The organism is Roseococcus suduntuyensis, from assembly GCF_014196305.1.
Lineage (GTDB): Bacteria > Pseudomonadota > Alphaproteobacteria > Acetobacterales > Acetobacteraceae > Roseococcus > Roseococcus suduntuyensis.
The window spans coordinates 1-24,531 of record NZ_JACIDJ010000003.1 but is presented as its reverse complement, the minus strand read 5'-3'; the positions used below and the strand labels follow the sequence as shown (position 1 = coordinate 24,531).

Genomic DNA, 24,531 nt, shown 5'->3' with positions numbered 1-24,531 from the left:
CCGCCTACCCCAGGCGGGCGAAGGTCAACTCATGCTTGTTGTGGGCGCCGTGGAAGAGGGTAGCGCCAGGGATGGCCGCGAACTCGGCCACCACGGCGTGGTCGGTCGGCCCCTGGAACTTCACCGAGCAGACGATGTTCGTGGCCATGGGCAGCCAGCGCCGCACCAGGGCCAGCAGGCGGGCGGGGTAGCAGATGACATCGCTGAACAGCCATTCCACCGGCTCGGGTTCGAGCGCGAAGGCGCTCTCCTGCCGCCAGGACACGCCGGGCATGGCCATCACGCGCGGATCGAGCGGCGCCTTGTCCACCGCCGTCACCTGCGCGCCGAGTTGGGCCAGCGCCCAGGTCCAGCCGCCCGGCGCGGCGCCGAGGTCGAGGCAGCGCGCGCCCGGCGCGGGGTGGTGGCCGAGCCGCGTCAGCGCCTCCCACAGCTTGAGATAGGCGCGCGAGGGCGGGCCCTCGCGGTCCTCCACGAAGCGCACGGCGCCGCCCGGAAAGGGCGAGGATTTGGTGGGCGAGGCTAGGATCAGCCCCGTCTCCAGCAATGTCCAGCCGCCCAGGTGTCCGGTGGGCGCGGGTTCGGGAAAGGCCAGCGGCCGCGCCTTCACCGGCGGCAGCCGCGCCTCGATGAGTGCCGCGCGCCGGTGATGCAGCGCGGGCACCACGGACCAATTGCGCTGGATGGCACGCAGCGCATCGGCGGCCTCCTTGATGGAGGCCGCCGAGATTTCGCGCGGGGCGTCCCAGACATCCAGCGCCCAGGCCGCGGGCGCCGGCGGGTCCGGCGAGAGGGCAAGGCGCCCATGCCAGCGCGTGACGGCGCGGCCGGAGAGGGCAAGCTCCTCCTCCAGCACCGTCTCCAACCCCTCATCGGCCAAATAGGCGGCGCGGATCATGCGCGGGGGGGCGTGCGCAGGGCCAGCGCCACCAGCACCAGCCAGCCCGCCATCAGCGCGAAGCCGCCGATGGGCGCGATGGGCCCGGGCGAGACGCCGGTGAAGGCGCGGAACAGCACGGCCCCCGAGAACAGCACCAGCCCCGGCAGCATCAGCGCCGCCACCGCCCGGCCCCGCGCGTCGTTCCACACGCCGAAGGCGAGCAAGGCCGGCGCGTGCCAGCCCAGGATCTGGGCCACCGACTGCACCATCTCCCGCGCGTCGAGGGGCGCATGGGCGCCGAGGGCGGCGAGCGCCACGGCGGCGAAGCCCGCAAGCCCCGCCGCGCTGAACCAAAGTCTTTGCATGGGCTTCCTCTACTCCCGGCCGGGCGGCGGCGCCATGGCCGCGCGGCGCGCTTGTCCGGCCCATTCATGCGCGGCGCGCGTCGGTTCGGGCAGGCGGCGGCCGCGCAGCGTGGCCCGCACCCAGTGCAGCGCCGTGGCGAGGCTGACACGGTGGCCGGGCGAGATGTGCAGCGGGTTGGCGCGCGCCCGGCTGCGCAGCAGCGCACCCACCACATCGCCGCGGTCCCGCACCTCGACCAGCGCGCCGGGCTCCTCGCCCAGCGGCGCCACGGGCTGGCCCACCAGCCGCGACTTCGCCACGCCGATGCTGGGCAGGTCCGTGACCACGCCCAGATGCGTGGCGATCCCGCAGCGGCGGGGGTGGGCGATGCCCTGCCCGTCCACCATCAGCAGGTCGGGTGGGTCGGGCAGCTGCGCCAACGCGGCCTCGATGGCCGGGATTTCCCGGAAGGCCAGCAACCCGGTGATGTAGGGCATGGGCGCGGGCAGGCTCACGGCCGCGCGCGCCACGGGTGTGAGCGAAGGCCAGTCCAGCACCACCACCGCCGCATGCACCATGCGCGCCGGGTCGAAGCGCGAGGAGGAGACATCCACCCCCGCGATACGCCGCACCTCGCCCAGCGCATCCTCTCGCACCGCCCGCGCGGCCAGTTCCAACTGGCATCTACGCAGTTTCACGAGGTCGCTTCTGGGGGGTGCGCGGCTTGTCATACGGACAAGGTGCAGTAGTTTCCGAAACATCGCTGCACAAGACGGGAATGGATGATGGCCGGAACGATGCGCGCGCTGCTGCTGCGCGAACATGGCGACCTCGACAAGCTCCAGGTGGTGGAAGACCACCCGATGCCGGTGGCCGATGAGGGGCATGTCGTCATTCGCGTCGGCGCCTCCTCCTTCAACTACCATGACGTGTTCACGGTGAAGGGCATGCCGGGCATCAAGGTGCCCATGCCGGTCGTGATCGGCCTGGACATGGCGGGCACCGTCACCGAGGTGGGTGCCGGCGTCTCCGGCTGGTCGGTGGGGGACCGCGTGCTGGTCAACCCGCTGAACAAGAAGAAGGGGCTGATGGGCGAGATGCTCGATGGCGGCATGGCGCAATATTGCCGCGTCGCCGCCGACCAGCTCATCAGGATGCCGGCGGGCGTGACCTTCGCCCAGGCGGCCTCGCTGCCCGTGGCCTATGGCACGGCGCACCGCATGATCGTGACGCACAACACGATCAAGGCCGGCGACAAGGTGCTCATTCTCGGCGCTTCGGGCGGCGTGGGCACGGGCTGCGTCATCCTGGCCAAGCAGTTGGGCGCGCATGTCATCGCCTGCGCGGGCTCGGCCGAGAAGTGCGAGGCGCTGCTCAAGATGGGCGCCGACGAGGCCATCAACTACAACGAGGTGGACTTCTCCAAGTGGGCCACCGAGAAGTATGGCAAGCCGCAGCGCCGCAACTATGAGGGCGGCGTGGACGTCGTCATCAACTTCACCGGCGGCGACACCTGGACCAAGACGCTGCGCTGCGTGAAGCGCGGCGGCAAGATCCTGGTCTGCGGCGCGACCGCGGGCCACGACCCCAAGGAAGACCTCCGCTACGTCTGGTCCTTCGAGCTGCAGATCATCGGCTCCAACTCCTTCTACGACGACAACCTGGCGGCGCTGATGGAGATGATCCAGGACGGGCGCATCGCGCCGGTTCTCGACAAGGTGCTGCCGCTGGACGAAGCCGCGGAGGGCCTGCGCCTGATCCGCGACCGCGAGGTGCTGGGCAAGGTCGTGGTGCTGCCGAACGGAGACGAAGGATGAGCGAGAAGAAGCCCCTCCCCACCCCCGCCGAGGTGGAGGCCATGCTGCTGCGTGGCCCCTACCACCAATGGCTCGGCATCAAGGTGATCGCGGTCGGCGAAGGCACCATTGAGCTGAAGGCCACCTGGCGCGAGGAATGGGTGGTGAACCCTGACCGCCGCTACACCCATGGCGGCATCCTGGCGGCCCTGGTGGACCTGACGGCCGACTGGGCGCTGGTGTCCAGCACCGGGCGCGGCGTGCCCACCATCGACATGCGGGTGGACTATCACCGTGCCGCCATGCCGGGCGACCTGACCTGCAAGGGCAAGGTGGTGCGCGCGGGCGGGCAGTTCTCGGTGGCGGAGGCCTCGGTCTTCGACGGCGATGGCAAGCTTTGCGCCTCGGGCCGTGGCGTCTATCTCACGGCACCCCCGGCCCCGCCGAAGGCATGAGCGGGTTCACGGCGCGCAACCTCGGCGCGCTGACGCCGAAGGACGTGGCGGGCGACAAGCCCGCCCTGGTCTTCCGGTCCGGTGGCGCGCGGCGCGTCGTGACCTATGCGGAGTTCGACGCCCTGGCCGATGCGGCCGGGCGTGGCCTGCTGCGCCGTGGCCTGGTTCGCGGCGACAGGCTGGGGCTGCTCGGCGCGAGTTCGGTTGAGTTCCTGGCGCTGCTCTGCGGCGCCATGCGCGTGGGCGTGGTGGCCGTGCCGGTGAATTGGCGCTTCCCGCCCGAGACGATTGCCTATGTGCTGGGCAATGCGGAAGTCAGTCTGGTCGCGCATGACGCAGCGCTTGCCACCCAGGTGCCCGGTGGAATTCCCACCTTGCCCCTGGAAGGCGCTGATTGGCATGGATTTCTTGATGCGGGGGCATTGGACCCCCTCATCCCCGCCCCGGCCGAGCCGGCGCTCTTCCTCTACACCTCGGGCAGCACGGGCAAGCCCAAGGGAGTGGTGCTGTCGCACCAATCCCATCTCTGGATCGTGGAACAGCGCCTGAAGGCCGCGCCGCAGCGGGAGGAACGCTTCCTCATCGCGGCCCCCCTCTACCACATGAACGGGCTGGCGCTGGCGCAACTGGCGCTGGCCGCGGGCGCCACCATCGTGCTGCTGCCGCAATTCCGCGAGGCCGACTACATCCGCGCCATCGGCGACGAGCGATGCACCTGGCTCACCGCCGTGCCGCCCATGTTCGCCATGCTGCTGCGGGAGAAGGCGCTGCTGGCGGAGACGGACACGAGTTCGGTGCGCTCCATCCGCCTCGGCTCCGCCCCGGTCAGCGAGGCGCTGGCGGCCGCCATCAAGGCCGCCTTCCCCACCGCGCGCCTCATCAACGCCTATGGCACGACGGAAGCGGGCCCGGTGGTCTTCGGGCCCCACCCGGAAGGCCTGCCCACGCCGCAGCTTTCGGTGGGCTACCCGCTGCCGGTGGTGGAACTGCGCCTGCGCGCGCCCGATGGCACGCTGGGCGATGAAGGCGTGCTGGAACAGCGCACGCCCGGCCTGATGAACGGCTATTTCAACCGGCCGGACCTCAAGCCCCCCGTCACCTCGGACGGATTCTACATCACGGGCGACGTGATGCGCCGCGACGCGGACGGGTTTTTCTACGTCGTGGGCCGGGCGGATGACATGTTCATCTCCGGCGGCGAGAACATCTTCCCCGGCGAGGTGGAGGCCGTCCTCGAACGCCATCCGGAGGTGGAGCAGGCCGCCGTGATCCCCGTGCCCGACGAGATCAAGGGCACCAAGCCCGTGGCCTTCGTGGTGCGTCGGCCAGGTGCGACGGTGGACGAAGCCACGCTCAAGGCCTTCACCCTGCGCCACGCGCCGGCCTTCATGCATCCGCGCCGCGTGTGGTTTCTGGATGCGCTGCCACTGGCGGGCACCAACAAGGTGGACAAGGCCATTCTACAGCGTAAGGCCGCGGAAATATCGGCCTAGCTTTCCTACCAAATTAGATCGTGCAATAAGGGGTCTCGCCGCGGCGGGGCCCCTTGGCATGGTTCGTGCCAACCTGGAGCCCCAAGCCGATCCAGGAGACTGCCCCATGCTGCATCGCCGTTCCCTCCCCCTCCTCGCGGGGCTTGGCCTCGCCGCCCCCACCATCGCCCGCGCCGCCTTCCCCGAGCGCCCGGTCACCATGGTCATTCCCTATGCCACCGGCGGCTCGGCCGATGTGCTGGGCCGGGTCATCGCGCCCGAGATGTCGCGCATCCTGGGCCAGACGGTGGTGGTGGAGCAGCGGCCGGGCGCCGGCGGGCATATCGGCGGCGCGCATGTGGCGCGCAGCTCCCCGGCCGATGGCTACAGCTTCGTGCTCGGCTCCGTCTCCAAGGCCACCGGGCCTTCCTTGCAGACGCTGAACTATGATCCGCTGAACGACCTGACGCCGCTGAGCGGCATCGGCGCCGTGCCCATGCTGCTGGTGGTCTCGCCCCAGGCCCCCTTCCAGAACCTGGGCGATCTGCTGGCCGCCGCGCGGGCCCGGCCGGGCGAGATCAGCTATGGCTCGTCGGGTCCGGGCACGGGCAGCCACCTGGCCGGCGAATTGCTGGCGGCGGCGACCAACACCCAGCTTCTGCACGTGCCCTATCGCGGCTCGGGCGCGGTCTATCCGGACCTGATCAGCCAGCGGATCAACTTCCTGCTGGACGCGGCGGGCTCGGCCTCGGGCCAGGTGCGGGGTGGCGCGGTGCGGGCGCTGGGCGTCACCTCCGCGGCGCGAACGGCGGTCTTCCCCGAATTGCCGACCGTGGCCGAGCAGGGCGTGGCCGGCTACGAATTCGGCCTGTGGCTGGGCTTCTTCACCCGCACCGGCACGCCCCAGGCCGCCTTCCAGCGCCTGGAGGCCGCCTGCCGCGAGGCCATCGCCACCGCCGCCGTGCAGGAGCGCATGCGCCAGGCGCTGGTGGAGCCCATCCCGACCGACGCCGCCGGCTTCGCCGCCTATTTCCGCGCCGACGCGGCGCGCTGGGCGGAACTGGTCCGCAGCGGGCGGTTGCGGCGGCTGGATGGCTGAGGCGCCTCAGGGCGCGCGGCGGGCCAGCGCCTCGCGCCCGATCACGTAGAGGATGCACGTCCCGGCCCGCACCGAGCCCATGAGCGTGCCCGAAATCTTGGACACGCCCACGCGGCGCCGGTAGCCCACCGGGACCTCGGCCACGGGCAGGCCGAGGCGCAGGGCGCGCGCCTGCATCTCGACCGTCCAGCCCCAGGTCCTGTCCTGCATGGCGAGCTTCGTCAGGGCCGCGCGGGTGATGGCGCGGAAGGGGCCAAGGTCGGTGAAGCGCCCGCCCCAGATGCCGCGCATGAGCGCGCAGGCCAGCGCATTGCCCATGCGCTGCTGCGGCGTCAGGGCGCCGCGCTCCAACCTGCCCCGCACGCGCGAGCCGATGACGAGCTGCGCTTCCCCGGCCGCGATGGGTGCCAGCAGGGTTGGGATATCCTCCGGCCGGTCGGCCGCGTCGGCGTCCATGAACAGCACGGTGTCCACATCGGGCGCGAGGGCGGCGATGCCGGTGAGGCAGGCCTGGCCATAGCCGCGGCGTGGTTCAGCCACCACCTGCGCGCCCAGGGTGCGCGCGACCTCGGCCGTGGCGTCGCGGCTGCCATTGTCCACCACCACCACCTGGGCCAGCCAGGGCGGCAGGAAGGGCAGCACGCGCGGCAGCGCCGGCGCCTCGTCGCGCGCCGGGATCACCACGCCCACGCGCAGGCCGCCGGGCGCGCTCATCGCCGCGGCCACCAGAGGGCCAGGGCCAGCAACACCGGCAGCAGGTGCAGCGCGGCCAGCGCCTGGTTGAACAATGCCCCCTGCCCCGCCCGGTCCAGCGGGAACCACAGCCAGTAGACCGGCAGCAGCGCCGCCGGCAGCAGCAATGGGCGGAAGGCAAGCAGGGTGGCGAGCGGCATGAACCATGCCGCATACCATGGGTATTGCGCGGGCGAGAGGTAGAAGACGCTGGCCGCGACCACGAGCGCGCCCCCCAGCAGCCCCGCCGGGCCCGACGGCGCACGCCAGGCGACGGCCAGCGCGACCACCCCGGCCACAAGCCCGAGCACGGGCCTGAGCCCCGCACCCGCCCCCGGCCATAGGGCCACTGCCCAGGCCAGGGGCGCGTTGTTCACCAGCCAGCCGCCCGCATAGGCCGCAAGCCCTGCCTCGCCCGTGCCGAGCGTCGTCAGCAGCGGCGCCACCATGGCGCCGCCCACCACAACCAGCGCCAGCGCGGCACCGGGACGCGCCTCCGACGGCAGCGCCCGACCGAGCAACGGCGCCAGCAGCACAGGCCAGAGCTTCACGCCCACCGCCAGCCCCAGCACCACCCCGGCCGTGACCCCCCGCCCCGCCAGGGTGGCGAGCAGCGCGCCCAGCAGCAGCGGCGGCACCAGCACATCCACATGGGCATTGCCCAGCATCAGCACCGGCGCCAGCGGACAGCACCACCACAGCGCCGCCCGCGCGGCCGGCCAGCCGGCACGGCGCAGCAGCAGCATCGAGAGGCCGAGCGTGGCCGCCTCCGCCGCCAGCGCCACGAGGCGCAGCCCCCGCACATCCCAGGGCCAGACCAGATGCGCCAGCCCGAAACCCGCCTGTGCCGTGCCAGGATAGATGCTGCGCAAGGTGGGGAAGTTCACCTGCGGCGCCAGGACGGCGCCGGCCTGGCCCAGCGCCTCGGGCACGCCCGCCGCAACCGGCGACCCCCAGGGCGAGAGCCCATGCGCCAGCAGCGCCCCTTCCCACAGGTAGCGAAAGTGGTCGGTGTTCAGCACCACCGGCGCGTCCAGCCAGAGGAGGCGCATCGCCGCCCCCAGCGCCAGCCAGGCGGGCCAGCCCATGCGCGCAAGCGGCCCCGGGATGGCCCAAAGCCACAGCGCGCCCCCCGCCATGGCCAGCGCCACGAAGCCCAGCACGGGGGCGAGCGGGATTTCGGCGCCTTCGACCAGGCGGGGCGCCAGCGCCAGCATGCCCGCCTGCAGGACGAGAAGCAGGGCGGCGAAGACCAGCACGGGCGCCGCGGCGATCCGCGTCACCGGCGTGGGAATGGAGGGGTTAGCGGCCAAGGGTCCGGCGCAGCAACTGGCCCCAGGCGGCATCGTAGTGATGGACCTCGGCGGCGCCTTCCAGGGGCAGGCCCTCGGCGCGCCAGCGGAACAGGCCGCCGCGGAGGTTATACAGCGCCGCCGGGCCCGCGCTGGCGATCGTGGCCTGCACCCGCTCCAGCATCCGGCCCGAACGCCACCCCACCGCGCAGTAGAACACCACCCGCGCGCCCGCCACCTCCGCGCCATGGGCCGCGCGGAAGGCCGCGGCCGGCATGTCGGGCGGCAGGCGCCGGGCGCCAGGCAGCCGGCTGAGGGCGAATTCCTCGGCCTCGCGCACGTCGAAAAGGATCATCTCCGCCAGGCGCGGGACGAGTTCGCGGGGCGTGATCTCCGGCACCGGGATCAGCCGCGTTACGGCCCGCTCCACCGCCTCCAGGGTGGTGGCGGCGTCGGCCGGGTCGGGCAGGCCGCGGCGCCAGAGCCAGGCCTGGGCGGGTCCTGGCGCCAGGGCGGCGCCGGCCAGGAGAAGCGGCAAGGAGCGGCGTGGCGTCATGCTGTCCCGCGGATGCTGTGCCCTTGGGACTTCGCCCGGGCCTCGCCCAAGGTTTCACCCGGGGCGAGAAATTTCCGCAAGCACCATCCGGCCCGCCTTCTGCCCTCACCCCGCCATGGCCCGCACCATCAGCCCGACATTGTGGCGCATCATCGCCTCATAGGTCGCGGCCGGGCCATCGGCGGCCGAGAGCGCATCGGCGTAGAGACGGCCCTGCACCGTCACCCCCGCCTCGCGCGCCAGGCGCTCCAGCGTGGCGGGGTTGCTGATGTTCTCGACGAAGACGGCGGTGATGTTGTTCTCGCGGATCTGCCGGATCAGCCGCGCCACCTGCTGGGCCGAGGGCTCCGTGTTGCCGATGCCCTGGGGGGCCAGGAAGCGCACGCCATAGGCCGCGCCGAAATAGGCAAAGGCGTCATGGCTGGTCACGACGACGCGCCGCGCCTCGGGCACGCGCGCGATTTCGGCGCGGACCCAGGCATCCAGCGCCTCCAGCCGGGCCACGGCGGCATCGGCCTGGGCGCGGTATTGCGTGGCGCCGTCCGCATCGGCCTGGACCATGCCGGCCTCGATGTTGCGGATGTAGCGGGCGGCGAGCCGCGCATCCTGCCAGGCATGGGGGTCGTTGTGGCCGTGGTTGTGGCCGGGGCGCGGGGCCTCGCGCAGCAGGGTGAGGCCCTCGGTCGCGACCACCCGGGTTCCGCGGAAATTCGTGCTGCCCAGCAGGCGGTTGAACCAGTTGTCGAAGCCCGCCCCGTTGCGGATGGCGACGTTCGCCGTCCGCACCGCCTCGGCATGGGAGGGGCGGGTCTGGAAATGATGCGCGTCCACATCAGGGCCCGCGATGACGCGCAGCTCGGCGCGGTCGCCCACCACCTGCTGCGTCAGGTCACCCAGGATGGTGAAGGAGGCGGCGACGACGGGGCGCGCCTGCGCGCGGAGCGCGGTGAAAGGCAGCAGGGCCGGCAGGGCCAGGAGAAGGCGGCGGTTCATCGGGCACCTCGCAGAACAGGTATGTTATAACCTATCTGGACGGGGTGCCTCCTCAGGTCAACGCCGGAACAGCCGCCGCAGCCAGCCGAACAGCCCATCGCCGCGCGGCCGGTTGCGCTGGTGCGACACATGCGGCCGGCGCGAAGGTGGCGGCAGGGCGGAGGCCACGCTGTGCCGCGCCGCGTCCTCCGCCTCGATCAGCCGCAGTTCCAGGGCCAGCACCTGGGCCACCGCCTCGGGCGGGCCATCCTGCAGCAGGGCGCGGGCGGTGTGGGCGGCATCCTCCCATTCCTCGGCGCGGCGCAGCGCGTCCACGACGCGCACGGTCTGCTCGGCATCCAAGGGCGGGCCGCTGCGCCACAGCGCCACCGCCTCCAGCCGCCAGGCGCGGGCGAGTTCGGGGCGGCCGAGATCATCCGCCGTCCAGGCGGCCTGCAGCGTGGCCTCGGCGGCGGCGTGCAGCGCGCCCGTCTCCTCCAGCACCAGCGCCCAGGCCAGGAATCGCCGCGCGAGCGGGGGGTGGGAGGCATCGTTTAGCAGCGCGCGGTAATTCGCCCCGCCCACCGCCTGTGCCGCGGCCGGATGCGCCTGGGTGATGTCCGGCGCCGAATATCCGCAATGCGGGCATTGCTGCAGCCAGCGCCCCATGGTGGCGCGCAGCGGCTGGCCCGGCCGCAGGTCGAGGTCCGGCGCCTGCTCCGGCGCGGTGGCGCGGAACAGGGCCTGGCGGCTTTCGGTGCCGCAGACCGCGCACACGGCCCCCTGGGGTGCGGTGGACGCGGCGCTCTGGCCGGGTCGCGAAACTGGCATCATGCTAAACTAGGCAGTCCGGGGCCGAAGGCGAAGGGGGGAGAATGATGATCGGCGCAGATGGCCGAAGCCATTGCCCCGCGCGGCGCGGCGAAGGATAACTGCGGGATGCCCCGTGGCGACCTTTTCCCCGATATCGCGCCTTTCGAAACCGGCCTGCTGCCGCTCGGCGACGGGCATGTCATGTATTGGGAGCAGGTGGGCAACCCCCGCGGCCAGCCCGTGCTGTTCCTGCATGGGGGCCCGGGTGCGGGGGCGGGTGCCGTGCATCGCCGCTTCTTTGACCCCACGCATTGGCGCCTGGTGGTGTTCGACCAGCGCGGCGCCGGTCGTTCGCGCCCCTTGGGGGAACTCACAGCCAACACCACGCCGCATCTGGTCGAGGACATCGAGACGCTGCGGCGCTTCCTGGGGCTGGAGCGCTGGCTGCTGTTCGGCGGCTCCTGGGGTTCCACACTGGCCCTGGCCTATGCCCAGGCGCACCCGGAGCGCGTGACAGGCTGCGTGCTGCGCGGCGTCTTCCTCGGCCGCGACGCGGAGGTGGAGTGGTTCCTGCACGGGCTGCGGCGCTTCTTCCCCGATGCCTGGTCCGCCTTCGTGGAGCACATCCCGCCCGAGGAACGGCATGACCTGCTGGAGGCCTATCTGCGGCGCCTCACCAGCCCCGACCCCGCCTTGCACCTGCCCGCCGCCCGGGCCTGGAGCCATTACGAGGGAAGCTGCTCCACCCTCCTGCCTTCGCCCGAGACGGTGGCTTCCTTCGCGCAGGACCGCACGGCGCTGGGGCTGGCGCGCATCGAGGCGCATTACTTCAAGCACCGGCTCTTCCTGCCCGAGGGCGGGCTGCTGGGCGGCATGCACCGCATCGCGCACATGCCGGCCGAGATCATCCAGGGCCGCTACGACATGGTCTGCCCGGCCGAGACGGCCTTCGACCTGGCCGCCGCCTGGCCGCGCGCCCGGCTGACGGTGGTGGCCGATGCCGGGCATTCGGCGTTGGAACCTGGCATCCGCACGGCGCTGGTGGCGGCGGTGGAGCGGTTTCGCAGGCGCTGAGCGCGGGGCTGGCTACGCCATCCCCCCCCGCGCCGCGACGGGCCAGAGGCATTCCACCCGCCCCTTTCTGACGCCCACATACCAGTCGTAGCGGTCCACAGTCGGGTCGCAATGGCCGGGCACGAGGCGCAGTTTCTCCCCCAGCCGCGGACGGAGCGCGGGGTCTTCCACCGTCAGCTTTCCGTGCTCGTCCGAGGCGCCGACATAGCGCACCCCTTCCCGCCCCCAGACCAGCGGGTAGCCGCTGTCGGTCGGCATGGCCTTGTGGCCGGCATCGAGCACCGCGATGTGCGGGGTGGCGGCACTCATCACCGTCGCCAGCACGAAGAGGGCGTGCTGGAAGGGCGGTGCCTCCTCGTTGCGCGCGTAGTCGGCGTCCATCAGCGCGTAGGAGCCGGCTTGCAGTTCGGTGTAGACGCCGCTCGCCAGTTCGTGCGCGAAGGTGCCGGTGCCGGCGCCGCCCACCACGGGGCACTCCAGCCCCTGTTGGCGCAGCTGCTCCACCGTGCGGCGGGCTTCCTCTGAAGCTGCGCGGATGGCCGTGGCGCGACCCTCCGGTGTGCGGATGTGCTGCGCGCTGCCGTGATAGGCCTGGATCCCGCCGAAGCTCAGATGCCGGGACGCCGCGATGCGCTGCGCCAGTGCCACGGCCGGTGGCCCCGGCTGCACGCCGCAGCGCGCGGCACCCACGTCGATCTCGACCAGCACCGGAATTCGCACGCCGGCGGCCTCCGCCGCGGCCTCGATGGCGTCCACATGCGCGGGGTCATCGGCGCAGATGGACACGCGCGCCACCTTCGCCAGTGCCGCGAGCCGCGCGAGCTTGCGCGCGCCCACCACCTGGTTGGTCACCATCACATCGGGCACGCCGCCCCAGACCAGCGCCTCGGCCTCGGCCACCTTCTGCACGCATTGGCCGATGGCGCCGCGCGCCATCTGCATGCGGGCGATGACGGGGGATTTGTGCGTCTTGGCGTGCGCCCGCAGCTTCACGCTGGTCGGCGCCAGCAGAGCCGCCATGGTGTCGAGGTTGTGCTCGAAGGCGTCGAGGTCGAGCAGCAGGGCGGGCGTGTCCACCTCGTCCTCGCGCATGCCGGGTTCGGCGGGGGGTGGCTGCAGCATGGGCGTTCTCCGTGATCCGGGGCATGATGCGGGCATGTCCCCAAGCGATCCAGAGGTGCCCCCGGAGGTATTGGTCATCGGTGCGGGCTGCGCAGGCATCGCGGCGGCGCGGGCGCTGCGCATGGCGGGGCGAAGCGCGATTGTGCTGGAGGCGGGAGGCCGCGTCGGCGGCCGCGCCCACACCAGCGACAGCCTGGGCGTGCCCTTCGACCATGGCGCCACCTGGCTGCACCAGGCGCGGGAGAACCCGCTGACCGCCCACATCGCCGAGCACATCGACCACGACACGGTGCGCGAACGCCACCTGCATCTGGGCGACCGATTCGCGACGCCGGAGGAGTTCCGCGACTACTGGCGCGCCCATGCGGCCTTCGAGGACGCGCTTGCCAAAGCCCCCCTCGCCCCCGACCGCCCCGTGACCGAGGCCGCCCCATGCGGCGGGCGCTGGGACGCCACCATCGCGCATTGGCTGGGCAGCCAGATCAATGGCGCCGAGCTGGAGCGCATTTCCCTGGAGGATTACGTCCGCACCGACCTGGACGGCCCCAACCTGCTGCCGCGCGAAGGGGTCGGCGGGCTGGTGGCGCGGCTGGCCGAGGGGCTCGACATCCGCCTGAACCACGCCGTGCGGCACCTGCGCTGGGAAGGGCCGGGCGTGGTGGCGGAGGGCGATTTTGGCGCGCTGCGCGCCGCGCGCACCATCGTCACCGTTTCGACCGGCGTGCTGGCAGCGGGCGGATTGCGCTTCACACCCGAATTGCCTCCGGCCACACGGGACGCAATCGCCGGCCTGCCCATGGGCCTACTGACGAAATTCGCCTTCCGGCTGCGGCGGAATGTGGGGGTGGCGCCCTTCCATTCCGCGCGCCGGGCCGTGACCGCGGCCGCGCCGCAGCCCATGTCCTGGGTGTTCCGCCCCTTCGGCGCGCCGCTGGTCTTCGGCTTCGTGGGGGGCGCGCGGGCCTGGGAATTGCTGCGCGAGGGCGTGGCCGCCACCGAGGCCGCCGCTCGCGCCGACTTCGCCGCCATGTTCGGCGCCGATGACGCGCTGGGCGAGGCGCTGGTCACGCGCTGGGGCGACGACCCGCTGTTCCTGGGCAGCTACAGCCATGCGCGGCCGGGGCACCACGCCTCGCGCGCCGTGCTGGCGGCACCGCTGGGCGAAGGGCGCCTCACCTTCGCGGGCGAGGCCACGCATGGCCGCTTCGCCGGGACGGTGGCCGGCGCCTGGCTGTCTGGCGAGGCGGCGGCGCTGCCCCTTTAGCCGGCGCGCTTGCGCTTCGGCTTCGCGGGCGGCGCGTGGCGCGCCAAGATGGGCTGGAGGAAACGGCCGGTGTGGCTTTCGGGGTTGGCCGCGATGTCCTCCGGCGTGCCATGCGCCACGATTCGCCCGCCGCCCTCACCGCCCTCAGGCCCCAGGTCCAGCACCCAGTCGGCGGTCTTGATGACCTCGAGGTTGTGCTCGATCACCACCACCGTGTTCCCGGTGGCGACGAGCTGGTGCAACACCTCCAGCAGCTTGCGTACATCCTCGAAATGCAGGCCGGTGGTGGGCTCGTCCAGGATGTACAGGGTGCGGCCCGTCGCGCGGCGGCTGAGTTCCTTGGCGAGCTTGATGCGCTGCGCCTCGCCGCCCGACAGCGTCGTCGCCTGCTGGCCGAGATGGATGTAGCCCAGCCCCACCTCCTCCAGCATCCGCAGCTTCTCGTGGATGCTGGGCACGGCCGAGAAGAAGGCACGGCCCTCCGTCACGGTCATGTCCAGCACATCGGCGATGGATTTCCCGCGGAACTTCACCTCCAGCGTCTCGCGGTTGTAGCGCTTGCCCTTGCAGGTGTCGCAGGTGACGTAGACGTCGGGCAGGAAGTGCATCTCGATCTTGATGACGCCGTCGCCCTGGCAGGCCTCGCAGCGGCCGCCCTTCACGTTGAAGCTGAACCGGCCGGGCTTGTAGCCGCGCGAGCGTGAATCCGGCAGCTCCGCGAACCAGTCGCGGATGGGGGCAAACAGGCCCGTATAGGTGGCGGGGTTGGAGCGCGGCGTGCGGCCGATGGGCGACTGGTCAATGTCAATGACCTTGTCGATCAGCTCGATGCCCTCGATGCGCTGGTGCGGCGCGGGCACGACGGAGGCGCCCATCAGCCGGCGCGAGAGGCCGTTGAACAGCGTCTCGATCACCAGCGTGGACTTGCCGCCGCCCGAAACGCCCGCGATGGCGGTGAAGGTGCCGAGCGGGAATTCCGCATCCACGTTCTTCAGGTTGTTGCCGGTGGCGCCGACCACCCGCAGCATCCGCTTGCGATCAATGGGGCGCCGTGCCGGCGGCATCGGGATTTCGCGGCGGCCAGAGAGATAGGCGCCGGTGACGGAGGTGGGGTGGGCCGCCACCTCCTCCGGCGTGCCCTGCGCCACCACGGTGCCGCCGGCCGCCCCTGCCCCAGGCCCGATATCCACCAGGTGGTCGGCGGTGCGGATGGCGTCCTCGTCATGCTCGACCACGATCACGGAATTGCCGAGGTCACGCAGGCGGCGCAGCGTCACCAGCAGGCGCTCGTTGTCGCGCTGGTGCAGGCCGATGGAGGGTTCGTCCAGCACATAGAGCACGCCGGTGAGCCCGGAGCCGATCTGCGAGGCGAGGCGGATGCGCTGGCTCTCCCCGCCCGAGAGCGTGGCGGAGGAGCGCGCGAGCGAGAGGTAGTCCAGCCCCACATCCACCAGGAATTGCAGCCGGTCCTCGATCTCGCGGAGAATCCGGCGGGCGATTTCCTGGCGCTGGGGGGTGAGGGTGTCGTTCACCCCCGCGAACCATTCCCGCGCGCGGCGGATGGACAGCGCGCTCGCCTCGCCGATGTGGCATCCCGCGATCTTCACTGCCAGCGACTGCGGCTTCAGCCGATGGCCGTTGCAGGCATGGCAGGGCTTTTGGGCCTGGTAGCGCGAGAGGTCCTCGCGCACCCAGGGGTTGTCGGTCTCGCGGAAGCGGCGCTGGAGGTTCGCGATCACGCCCTCGAAGGGCTTGGCCACCTCATAGGCGCGCAGCCCGTCCTTATAGCGCAGCGTCACCACCTCGCCGCCGGTGCCGTGCAGGATGGCCTGGCGGGCGGCGTCTGGCAGTTCTTCCCAGGCGTGGTCCAGGTTGATCTTCAGGTGCTTGGCGAGCGAGGCGAGCGTCTGGTCGTAATAGGGGCTGGAGGCGTTGCCGGCCCAGGGGGCGATGGCGCCCTCGCGCAGGGTCGCGGCCTCGTTCGGGACCACCAAGGCCGGGTCGAAGAAACTCTCGGTGCCGAGCCCGTCGCAGACCGGGCAGGCGCCCTGGGGCGAGTTGAAGCTGAACAGCCGCGGCTCGATTTCCTCGATGGAGAAGCCGCTGACAGGACAGGCGAATTTCTGGCTGAACACGGTGCGTTCGGCATTGTCCGCGTTCTCGGCATAGGCGATGCCGTCGGCGAGCGCGAGCGCCGTCTCGAAACTGTCCGCCAGGCGCTGGGCGATTCCCTCGCGGACCACTATGCGGTCCACCACCACCTCGATGTCGTGCTTCAGCTTCTTGTCGAGCTTGGGCGCCTCGCTGATCAGGTGCAGGGCGCCGTTGATCTTCACCCGCTCGAAGCCGCGGCGCTGGTATTCGGCCAATTCCTTGCGGTACTCGCCCTTCTTGCCGCGGATGACGGGTGCCAAGATCAGCAGCCGCGTGCCCTCGGGCATGGACAGCACCCGGTCCACCATCTGGCTGACCGTCTGCGCCTCGATGGGCAGCCCGGTGGCCGGGCTGTAGGGCACCCCCACCCGCGCCCAGAGCAGGCGCATGTAGTCATGGATTTCCGTCACCGTGCCGACGGTGGAGCGCGGGTTGTGGCTGGTCGTCTTCTGCTCGATGGAGATGGCGGGGCTCAGCCCCTCGATCGAATCCACATCGGGCTTCTGCATCAGTTGCAGGAACTGCCGGGCATAGGCGCTGAGCGATTCGACGTAGCGCCGCTGCCCCTCGGCATAGATGGTGTCGAAGGCCAGCGAGGATTTGCCCGAGCCGGACAGCCCCGTCAGCACCACCAGCTTCCCGCGCGGCAGGTCAATGTCCAGCGACTTCAGATTGTGCTGCCGGGCGCCGCGGATGCGGATCAGGTCGCTTCGGGCATCCCCGCGCGTGGCCGGGGTCTCGGGGGCGGCATCACGCGGCATGGGGCGAACTCCGGCGGGCAAGGGTCATCGGCCCATCCTAAGGGGTGGTTATGACAGTTATGGACGCGGCAAGAAAGCGCCCTCGGCTTGGCGTGAGGGCGCTGAAAAGGTAGGTTGCTCGACCCGATTGCAAGGAGCTTTCCCCCATGGCCGGCGTGAACAAGGTGATCATCCTCGGCCGGCTCGGCAAGGACCCGGAAGTGCGGAACTTCCAGAATGGCGGCCGCGTGGTGAACCTGCGCCTCGCCACCTCCGAGCGCTACAAGGACCGTGATGGCAACATGCAGGAGCGCACCGAGTGGCACTCCGTGGCCATCTTCAATGAAAAGCTGGGCGAGATCGCCGAGCGCTACCTGAAGAAGGGCAGCGAGGTCTACATCGAAGGCCAGCTCGAAACCCGCAAATGGCAGGACCAGGCCGGCCAGGAGCGCTACACGACCGAGATCGTGCTGCGGAACTTCCGCGGTGAACTCACCCTGGTGGGCGGGCGCGGCGGTGGCGGCGGCGGCGACATGGGCGAGGAACGTTCCTATGGCGGCGGCGACAGCCCGGCCCCCCGTGCCGGCGCGAGCGAGCGCGCTGGCGGTTATGGCGGCGGCGGGCGTTCGGGCGGCGGGCAGCGCTCGGGCTGGGACGCGCCCAAGAAGGCCGACCTCGACGACGACATCCCCTTCTGACCCCCCTGCACCTCCCCCTACCCCCTGCCGACTGACCAGGCGCGCCCCCGCGCCATGAGGATTGCGACTTGAGCGACACCGCCCCGGACGAACCGTCTTCGGACATCGCGCCCATCGCCCTCGAAGAGGAGATGCGGCGGTCCTATCTCGACTACGCGATGAGCGTCATCGTCAGCCGCGCGCTGCCCGATGTGCGCGATGGGCTGAAACCTGTGCACCGGCGCATCCTGTTTGCCATGGACGAGGCCGGCTACACGGCCGACAAGCCGCACCGCAAGTCGGCCCGCGTGGTGGGCGACGTGATGGGCAAGTATCACCCGCACGGCGACAGCGCGATCTATGACGCCATGGTCCGCATGGCACAGCCCTTCTCCATGCGCGTGCCGCTGGTGGATGGGCAGGGCAATTTCGGCTCCATGGACGGCGACCCGCCGGCGGCCATGCGCTACACCGAGGTGCGGCTGGCCAAATCCGCCGCCGCGCTGCTGGAAGGGATTGACGAGGACACCGTCGATTTCGCGCCCAACTACGACGAGAGCGCGAACGAACCCAAGGTGCTCCCGGCCGCCTTCCCCAACCTGCTGGTGAATGGCGCGGGCGGCATCGCGGTGGGCATGGCCACCAACATCCCGACCCACAACCCGACCGAGGTGATTGACGCCACGCTGAAGCTGATCGCGGAGCCCGCGACCACGCTGCAGGAACTCATGGAGATCATCCCGGGGCCGGACTTCCCCACGGGCGGCATCATCCTGGGGCGCTCGGGCATCCGCTCGGCCTTCGAGACGGGGCGCGGCTCCATCCCGCTGCGCGCCGACTGCGACATCGAGGTGAAGGGCAACCGCCAGGCCATCATCGTCACCGAAATCCCCTACCAGGTGAACAAGTCCACCCTGGTGGAGCGGATCGCGGAACTGGTGCGTTCCAAGCTGATCGAGGGCATCAGCGACCTGCGCGACGAAAGCGACCGTTCGGGACTTCGCATCGTGATCGAGCTGAAGCGCGACGCGGTGGCCGAGATCGTGCTGAACACGCTGTATCGCATGACGCAGCTGCAGATCAGCTTCCCGGTGAACTTCCTGGCGCTGAATGGCGGCCGCCCGCAGCAGATGGGCATCCGCGAGGCGCTGCTCTGCTTCATCGCCTTCCGCGAGGAGGTGATCCTCCGCCGTTCGCGCCATCGCCTGATGAAGGCGCGCGAGCGGGCGCACAACCTGGTGGGCCTCGCCATTGCGGTGGCGAACATTGACGAGGTGATCCGCCTCATCCGCGAAAGCCCCGACGCCGCCGCCGCGCGCATCGCACTGATGGCGCGCGACTGGCCGGCGGCCGATGTGGCGCCGCTGGTGGCCCTGGTGCAGGACGAGGGGAACATCCTCTCCGACACCGGCACCATGCGCCTGACGGAAGCCCAGGCGCGCGGCATCCTGGAACTGCGCCTGCAACGCCTGACCGGCCTGGAACGCGCCAAGATCGAGGGCGAACTGCAGGAGGTCGGCGCCCGCATCGTGGATCTGCTGGATATCCTGGGCAGCCGCCCCCGCCGCATGGAGGTGATGTCCGAGGAACTGCACGCCGTCCGCGCGGTGCTGGCCAGCCCGCGCATGACGCGCATCGAGGACATTGACGGCGACATTGACGACGAAAGCCTGATCGCCCCCGCCTCCATGGTCGTGACGCTGACACGCGACGGCTATGTGAAGCGCACCGCGCTGGACGTGTTCCGCGCGCAGCATCGCGGCGGGCGGGGCCGGAGTGCGGCCTCAACCCGCGCCGATGACGTGGTGGTGCGCAGCTTCGTGGCGCACACCCACCAGTGGGTGATCTTCTTCACCAGCCGCGGCATCGCCTTCCGCGAGAAAGTCTGGCAACTGCCCGAGGGCGGCACCGGCGGCAAGGGCCGCTCGCTGCGGCAGGTGCTGCAGTTGCAGGAGAACGAGACCATCACCGCCGTCCTGCCGCTGCCGCAGGACGAGACGCTATGGGATGCGTTGCACCTGGTCTTCGCCACCGCGGGCGGCGACGTGCGGCGCAACCGGTTGTCGGATTTCCGCAACATCCGTTCCTCCGGCCTCATCGCCATGAAGCTGGACGAGGGCGACAAGCTCATCGGCGTCGCCACCTGCCAGGAGGGCGATGACGTGCTGCTGGCCACCCGCCAGGGCAAGGCCATCCGCTTCGTGGCCGACACCGACACGCTGCGTGTCTTCGCCGGCCGCGATTCGACGGGCGTGCGCGGCATCCGCCTCGCCCCCGGCGATGGGGTGATCGCGCTGGTGGTGCTGCGCCATGTGGAGGCGAGCCCCGCCGAGCGCGAGGCCTATCTCCGCGCTCGCCGCCGCGCCGCCGGCGAGGAGATGGAGGCCGTGCCCGCCGTGATCGAGGACGCGGAGGTGTCGGAGGAAATCACCCTCTCGCCCGAGCGCATGGCCGAGATGGAGCAGGCCGAACAATTCCTGCTCACCGTCACCGATCGCGGCTTCGGCAAGCGCAGCAGCGCCTATGAATATCGCGTGACGGGCCGTGGTGGGCAGGGCATCGCCAACCTCACCCTGTCGGCGCGCACCGGTTCCGCGGTGGTGGCCAACTTCGTCGTCCATCCGGGCGACCACATCATGCTGATGACCGATGGCGGCCAGGCCATCCGCTTCGCGGCGGAACAGGTCCGCAAGACGGGCCGGCAGTCGCAGGGCGTCATGCTGCAAAGGCTGGACGAGGGCGAGCGGGTGACGAGCTGCTTCCCTGTCCTGGAAGAAGTCGAGGAAACGCAAGAAGATGGTTGAACGCACGGCCCTCTACCCGGGCACTTTCGACCCCGTGACCAATGGCCACCTGGACGTGATCGGCCGCGCCGCGCGGCTGGTGGACCGGCTGGTGGTCGGTGTCGCCATGAACGCCGGCAAGGGCCCCCTCTTTCCCCTGGAGGAGCGCGCGGAGCTGGTCCGCGCCGAGACGGACGCCATCGCCACGCGCACGGGCTGCAACATCGAGGTGGTGCCCTTCACGGGCCTGCTCGTGCATTTCGCGCGCGAGGTGGGGGCGCAGATGATCGTGCGCGGGCTGCGCGCCGTCACCGATTTCGACTATGAGTTCCAGATGGCTGGGATGAATGCCCGTCTCGATCCCGAGATCGAGACGGTCTATCTGATGGCCAGCGAGCGGAACCACTTCATCTCCTCGCGCTTCGTGAAGGAGATCGCGCAGCTGGGCGGTGACATCCACAGCTTCGTCCCCCCGCTGACGCTCGAACGCACCCTCGCCCGCACGCGCAAGGCCTGACCGGCAAGCGCGCGCCAAACCCGAACAGGAGGCCCGACATGCAACGCCGCGCCCTTCTCACCGCCACCACTCTTCTCGCCGCAGGAGCGATCATGACCGAGACGAACGAAGCCGAGGCCCAGACGCCCGCGCAGGACCCCGAGAACACGCTGCGGATGACGCTGAAGGATGATGGCATCGTCACCATCCAGCTGCGCCCGGACCTGGCGCCGCTGCATGTGGAGCGCATCAAGACGCTGACACGCCAGGGCCTCTATGACGGCACGCCCTTCCACCGCGTGATCGAGGGCTTCATGGCCCAGGGCGGCGACCCGACGGGCACCGGCACGGGCGGTTTCCGCGACCGCGGCTTCGCCGACCTTCCCGCCGAATTCGTGCCACCTTCGCGCGCGCGCTTCCTGCGCGGCACCTGTGGCATGGCCCGCTCGCAGAACCCCAACAGCGCGAACAGCCAGTTCTTCATCATGTTCGCGCCGGGCAGCTTCCTCGATGGCCAGTACACCATCTGGGGCCAGGTGACGGCGGGGATGGAGCATGTGGACCGCATCACCCGCGGCGCCGGCCAGTCGGGCCAGGTGCGCAATCCGGACCGGCTGATCCGCATGCAGGTGCTGGCCGACGTGGGCTGAACCCTCTCGGGTTGACTTGCCGCGCGCGGTGGCGTTTCTCCGCCCCGCGCGCGTGCGAACCGGTAGCTCAGTGGTAGAGCATTCGACTTTTAATCGAATGGCCGTGGGTTCGAATCCCACCCGGTTCACCATTTCCCCCGCAAAAACAGCGTCTTTTCAGTCCGGTGAATTTCCATCGGCCCGCTTCGTTTTGGCTGTTTTCGGATCGAATTTGGAGAAATTGGTAGCCCAGTGGTAGCCAGGTGGTAGCCGGAGGGGGGGGCAGCATGGGCAAGGACGCGCCGTTCAAGGTGAACATCTCGACCTTGCGCGCCCTGGCCAAGCAGCCCGGCAGCGGTCAGCGCGTCACCCTATGGGACAGTTCTCTTCCCGGCTTCGGGATCCGCTGGGGCGGCGGGGACAAGATCACCTTCATCTGCAAGCTCCGGGTGAGGGGCAGCCACCAGCAGATCTTCGCCTCGCTGGGGGACTGGATCTCCATGACGCCCGAGGCGGCGAGAGAGCGGGCGCTGGCGCTCCGCACCGCGGCCCAGGCCGGCCGGAACCTGCTCGAGGAGGAGCGCGCCGCACGGGTCCAGCAGGATCGCGACACCTTTCCCCTCTCGCGCCTGCTCGATTCCTGGCGCCTCGCCACCGAGGCGGTTCGGGCGAAGCGCATGGCGGCCGGCGAGAGCGGATCCTACGAGAAGGAGCTGCTGCGCCTGGAGGGGAAGGTGGTGCGCCCCCTCATCGGGGCGGCCGAGCTCGGCGCCTTCGACCCGGACCAGCTGCAGGCCTGCATCGATTCCGCCCGCCCGGGGGATCGGAGGAACGTCCGCGCCCTGGTGGTGCGCTTCGTGAAGCACGCTCGAACCGAGCTGCGCGCCCAGGGCGTGAAGGTGGCCTGGCCCACGCGCTTCGAGGTGGAGGTGAAGAGCCAGCCTCGCTGGGAGCGCTACACGCTCGATGAGATGGCCCGCATCTGGATCGCGGCCGGCGCGCTGGGCCGGCGCGGGGCGCTGGTGCGGTTCCTGATGCTAACCGGCTGCCGCCGCAGCGAGGCGGCACTCGCCGCCTGGGATGACCTGGTGCTGGAGGACGCGGTGCTGGGCCCGCACTGGAACCAGCCGGCGGCGCGCACAAAGACGCGGCGGCCCTATCGGGTGGCCCTCTCGGCGCCAGCGGTGGCGCTACTGCGCTGGCTGCCCCCGCGCGCCACCCGCAAGAGCGGTGAGGCCGCCCTGATCTTCGCGGGGCGCGGCAACAAGCCGCTCGGAGGCTGGACCGCGCTGCTGACCGCGGTGCGCGCCGGTGCGGGGCTGAGGCCCGGATCCACCCTGCACGACTTCCGCCGCACGCTGGTGTCGGTGCTGGGGGATCACGGATTCGACCCCCAGGTGGCCGATGGGCTGCTGAACCACGCCCAATCGGCAAGCCTTCCGGGCGTGATGGCCACCTACAACCGCTCAGAGATGTGGGAGAAGCGGCGCGCCGCGCTGGACCTTTGGGTGGAGCTGCTCTTCGCCGCGGTGGACCGCGCCCTGGGCACGCCCGTGTCGCGGGAAAGCTGGAGCTTCGATGGGCCGTTTGAAGATGCGCAATTGGCGAAGCCCCGGGTAGTCTGCGTTTAACTCCTTTATACCGCTTCGAAATTTTAGTATCACTCACAGGGCCATCAGTTTAGCTCGAACTGAAGAGAGGAATAAAGCCATCCGGAACGTGCCTGATGAGGAGGTCGCCGCCATTCGATACCTCTTCGAAATGGGATATCCGATGCGCACGATCGCTAGTCTTCGTGTGAATGTATCGGAGCGAGCCGTCTCTCGCCTTGCGAAAATGCACGGGTGGCTTCGGCCAAATGCTGCGCAGCGCGGGCGCCCCCACCAGTTCTGCCCGGCATCTACGCCTTCAGCTTGCTTTCTGAAAATGCCTAGCCCCGACGCACCCGGATCAGCTGTGGAGTGCACACCAATTGATGAAAATTCCGACTACGGCGAAGAATTTTTGGATAACAAGATTTTACGGGATATCATCCGACAGGGACGCGTTCGCGTAGCAAGCTTGACTTGCTTCGCTGCCAAGCAAGCCCAGCTAGTCGAGTTAGTTCTCAGCACGCCGGACGAGAAATATGCGCACTTACCAGAGGTCAATTGTCAGGTAGTAAATTCACTAAAGTTAAACAAAAAATATAGTCTGCACAAATGGACGCGTGACTTAATTACTTTTTTGGTTGCATCGCATCGCTTTGATTTGGCTGTTCAGAAAGTACTTCAGGCAGAACATCGCAGAGATAGATAAAATGATGCGCCCCCCTGAATGTACCCACTCAGATGGAGAGTTCTCAGCTTTGATGTATAATGATTGATGGGAAGGCAACTGGGTTGGGGGCATGCCCCCAACCCAGTTGGTCGGCGATCTGGGCAGGGGTACGCTCGCCCAGCTTCGAGTGTGGCCGGATCGTGTTGTAGTCTTGTCGCCAGGTGGTCAGCACAGCACGGGCCTGCAGCACGGACGTGAACAACTTCTCGTAGAAGCACTCATCCCGCAGCCGCCCGTTGAAGCTCTCGATGAACGCATTCTGGGTGGGCTTGCCCGGGGCGATGTAGTGCCACTCCACCTCCCGCTCCTGCGATCAGCGCAGGATCGAGGTCGAGGTCAGCTCCATGCCCTTGTCGCTGACCACCGCCAGAGGCTTGGGGCGGAGCGCCATGATCGCGTCGAGCTCACGCGCCACCCTGGCACCCAACAGCGAGGTGTCGGCCACCAGCGCCAAGCATTCGCGTGTGAAGTCGTTCACCACGCACAGGATCCGAAACCGCCGACCACAGCCCAAAGCGTCGGACACGAAGTCCAGCGACCAGCGCTGGTTCGGCCCCTGCGGCAGCACCATGGCGCTCGGGTGCCCAGCGCCCGCGTCCGGCCGCCGCGCGGCGGACCTTGAGCCCTTCCTCGCGGTAGAGCCGCAGCAGCTTCTTGTGGTTAGGCGCCAGACCCTCACGAGCCAGCAATTAGCCCGCCGATACCGAAACACCGACGCTCAGCCGCCAGTTCTCGCAGCCGCTGCCGCAGGCAAGCATTATCCGCCTGGAGTGGCCCCCATCAAACCGGACACATGGCCTGTTGGTTGGACTGCTGCTGGATGAACTCACGCGGGGACTGGAAACGCAATCCGCTGTGGGG

Annotated in this window: 22 protein-coding genes, 1 tRNA gene and 1 pseudogene; 13 read left to right on the top strand and 11 right to left on the bottom strand. The window is 70.0% G+C overall.

The window, feature by feature from the left end; translation table 11 throughout:
• Positions 1–4: 4 nt before the first annotated feature.
• The 3 genes from GGQ83_RS10180 to nfi are packed head-to-tail and all read right to left on the bottom strand — an operon-like array spanning position 5 to position 1,923.
• Positions 5–898, bottom strand: a complete 894-nt coding sequence (locus GGQ83_RS10180) for an SAM-dependent methyltransferase (RefSeq protein ID WP_184383704.1) — start codon at positions 896–898, stop codon at positions 5–7.
• Positions 895–1,245: a DUF423 domain-containing protein gene (locus GGQ83_RS10175; RefSeq protein ID WP_184383703.1), complete on the bottom strand. Its 351-nt coding sequence runs from the start codon at positions 1,243–1,245 to the stop codon at positions 895–897. The genes GGQ83_RS10180 and GGQ83_RS10175 overlap by 4 nt, the downstream gene beginning before the upstream one ends.
• 9 nt (positions 1,246–1,254) lie before the next feature.
• Entirely contained in the window at positions 1,255–1,923 is a 669-nt protein-coding gene (gene nfi, locus GGQ83_RS10170; protein WP_207018115.1) for a deoxyribonuclease V, read from the bottom strand.
• Positions 1,924–2,010: 87 nt separating this feature from the next.
• Here nfi and GGQ83_RS10165 point away from each other — a divergent pair, with 87 nt between their 5' ends.
• From GGQ83_RS10165 to GGQ83_RS10150, 4 genes are all read left to right on the top strand, one after another.
• Entirely contained in the window at positions 2,011–3,042 is a 1,032-nt protein-coding gene (locus GGQ83_RS10165; RefSeq protein WP_184383701.1) for a quinone oxidoreductase family protein, read from the top strand.
• Positions 3,039–3,476: a PaaI family thioesterase gene (locus GGQ83_RS10160; protein WP_184383700.1), complete on the top strand. Its 438-nt coding sequence runs from the start codon at positions 3,039–3,041 to the stop codon at positions 3,474–3,476. Before GGQ83_RS10165 ends, GGQ83_RS10160 begins: the two co-directional genes overlap by 4 nt.
• On the top strand, positions 3,473–4,969 hold the full coding sequence (locus GGQ83_RS10155; protein ID WP_184383699.1) for a class I adenylate-forming enzyme family protein: 1,497 nt from the start codon (positions 3,473–3,475) through the stop codon (positions 4,967–4,969). The genes GGQ83_RS10160 and GGQ83_RS10155 overlap by 4 nt, the downstream gene beginning before the upstream one ends.
• A 106-nt stretch (positions 4,970–5,075) precedes the next feature.
• Positions 5,076–6,047 carry a tripartite tricarboxylate transporter substrate-binding protein gene (locus GGQ83_RS10150; protein WP_184383698.1) on the top strand — a complete coding sequence of 324 codons (972 nt, stop codon included), beginning with the start codon at positions 5,076–5,078 and terminating at the stop codon, positions 6,045–6,047.
• Between the two features lie 6 nt (positions 6,048–6,053).
• On the opposite strand, the gene GGQ83_RS10145 is transcribed toward GGQ83_RS10150, so the two are convergent.
• The 5 genes from GGQ83_RS10145 to GGQ83_RS10125 form a co-directional block, all read right to left on the bottom strand.
• Complete coding sequence (locus tag GGQ83_RS10145) at positions 6,054–6,761, bottom strand: glycosyltransferase family 2 protein (RefSeq protein WP_184383697.1); 708 nt, start codon at positions 6,759–6,761, stop codon at positions 6,054–6,056.
• Entirely contained in the window at positions 6,758–8,062 is a 1,305-nt protein-coding gene (locus GGQ83_RS10140) for a hypothetical protein (protein ID WP_184383696.1), read from the bottom strand. The genes GGQ83_RS10145 and GGQ83_RS10140 overlap by 4 nt, the downstream gene beginning before the upstream one ends.
• 19 nt (positions 8,063–8,081) lie before the next feature.
• Positions 8,082–8,627: a rhodanese-like domain-containing protein gene (locus GGQ83_RS10135; protein ID WP_184383695.1), complete on the bottom strand. Its 546-nt coding sequence runs from the start codon at positions 8,625–8,627 to the stop codon at positions 8,082–8,084.
• Positions 8,628–8,732: 105 nt separating this feature from the next.
• A complete protein-coding gene (locus GGQ83_RS10130; RefSeq protein ID WP_184383694.1) occupies positions 8,733–9,620 on the bottom strand; it encodes a metal ABC transporter solute-binding protein, Zn/Mn family in 888 nt (295 codons plus the stop codon).
• Between the two features lie 57 nt (positions 9,621–9,677).
• The gene (locus tag GGQ83_RS10125) at positions 9,678–10,433 is read right to left on the bottom strand and encodes a hypothetical protein (RefSeq protein WP_260170567.1); all 756 of its coding nucleotides are present in this window, start codon (positions 10,431–10,433) and stop codon (positions 9,678–9,680) included.
• Positions 10,434–10,538: 105 nt separating this feature from the next.
• On the opposite strand from GGQ83_RS10125, the gene pip reads away from it, so the two are divergent.
• The gene (pip, locus tag GGQ83_RS10120) at positions 10,539–11,486 is read left to right on the top strand and encodes a prolyl aminopeptidase (RefSeq protein ID WP_184383693.1); all 948 of its coding nucleotides are present in this window, start codon (positions 10,539–10,541) and stop codon (positions 11,484–11,486) included.
• Positions 11,487–11,498: 12 nt separating this feature from the next.
• Here pip and GGQ83_RS10115 read toward each other — a convergent pair whose 3' ends face one another.
• Entirely contained in the window at positions 11,499–12,608 is a 1,110-nt protein-coding gene (locus GGQ83_RS10115; RefSeq protein ID WP_184383692.1) for a DSD1 family PLP-dependent enzyme, read from the bottom strand.
• Positions 12,609–12,642: 34 nt separating this feature from the next.
• Between GGQ83_RS10115 and GGQ83_RS10110 the strand changes: the two genes are divergently transcribed.
• Entirely contained in the window at positions 12,643–13,872 is a 1,230-nt protein-coding gene (locus GGQ83_RS10110) for a flavin monoamine oxidase family protein (protein WP_184383691.1), read from the top strand.
• Here the strand turns inward: GGQ83_RS10110 and uvrA are convergent.
• Positions 13,869–16,787, bottom strand: a complete 2,919-nt coding sequence (gene uvrA / locus GGQ83_RS10105; RefSeq protein WP_184383690.1) for an excinuclease ABC subunit UvrA — start codon at positions 16,785–16,787, stop codon at positions 13,869–13,871. The genes GGQ83_RS10110 and uvrA overlap by 4 nt on opposite strands.
• 146 nt (positions 16,788–16,933) lie before the next feature.
• Between uvrA and ssb the strand changes: the two genes are divergently transcribed.
• From ssb to GGQ83_RS10070, 7 genes are all read left to right on the top strand, one after another.
• On the top strand, positions 16,934–17,464 hold the full coding sequence (gene ssb / locus GGQ83_RS10100) for a single-stranded DNA-binding protein (RefSeq protein ID WP_184383689.1): 531 nt from the start codon (positions 16,934–16,936) through the stop codon (positions 17,462–17,464).
• Between the two features lie 68 nt (positions 17,465–17,532).
• Positions 17,533–20,247: a DNA gyrase subunit A gene (gyrA, locus tag GGQ83_RS10095; protein ID WP_260170565.1), complete on the top strand. Its 2,715-nt coding sequence runs from the start codon at positions 17,533–17,535 to the stop codon at positions 20,245–20,247.
• Positions 20,240–20,743 (top strand): pantetheine-phosphate adenylyltransferase, encoded by a 504-nt coding sequence (gene coaD / locus GGQ83_RS10090; protein ID WP_184383688.1) that lies wholly within the window; start codon positions 20,240–20,242, stop codon positions 20,741–20,743. The genes gyrA and coaD overlap by 8 nt, the downstream gene beginning before the upstream one ends.
• A 38-nt stretch (positions 20,744–20,781) precedes the next feature.
• Entirely contained in the window at positions 20,782–21,372 is a 591-nt protein-coding gene (locus GGQ83_RS10085) for a peptidylprolyl isomerase (RefSeq protein WP_184383687.1), read from the top strand.
• A 56-nt stretch (positions 21,373–21,428) separates the two neighbouring features.
• Positions 21,429–21,503: transfer RNA gene (locus GGQ83_RS10080), tRNA-Lys, on the top strand.
• 135 nt (positions 21,504–21,638) lie between these two features.
• On the top strand, positions 21,639–22,982 hold the full coding sequence (locus GGQ83_RS10075; RefSeq protein ID WP_184383686.1) for a tyrosine-type recombinase/integrase: 1,344 nt from the start codon (positions 21,639–21,641) through the stop codon (positions 22,980–22,982).
• Between the two features lie 88 nt (positions 22,983–23,070).
• The gene (locus tag GGQ83_RS10070) at positions 23,071–23,649 is read left to right on the top strand and encodes a hypothetical protein (RefSeq protein WP_184383685.1); all 579 of its coding nucleotides are present in this window, start codon (positions 23,071–23,073) and stop codon (positions 23,647–23,649) included.
• Between the two features lie 43 nt (positions 23,650–23,692).
• Here the strand turns inward: GGQ83_RS10070 and GGQ83_RS20135 are convergent.
• Positions 23,693–24,432, bottom strand: a pseudogene (locus tag GGQ83_RS20135) (IS3 family transposase); the annotation flags it as partial.
• Between the last annotated feature and the right edge of the window lie 99 nt (positions 24,433–24,531).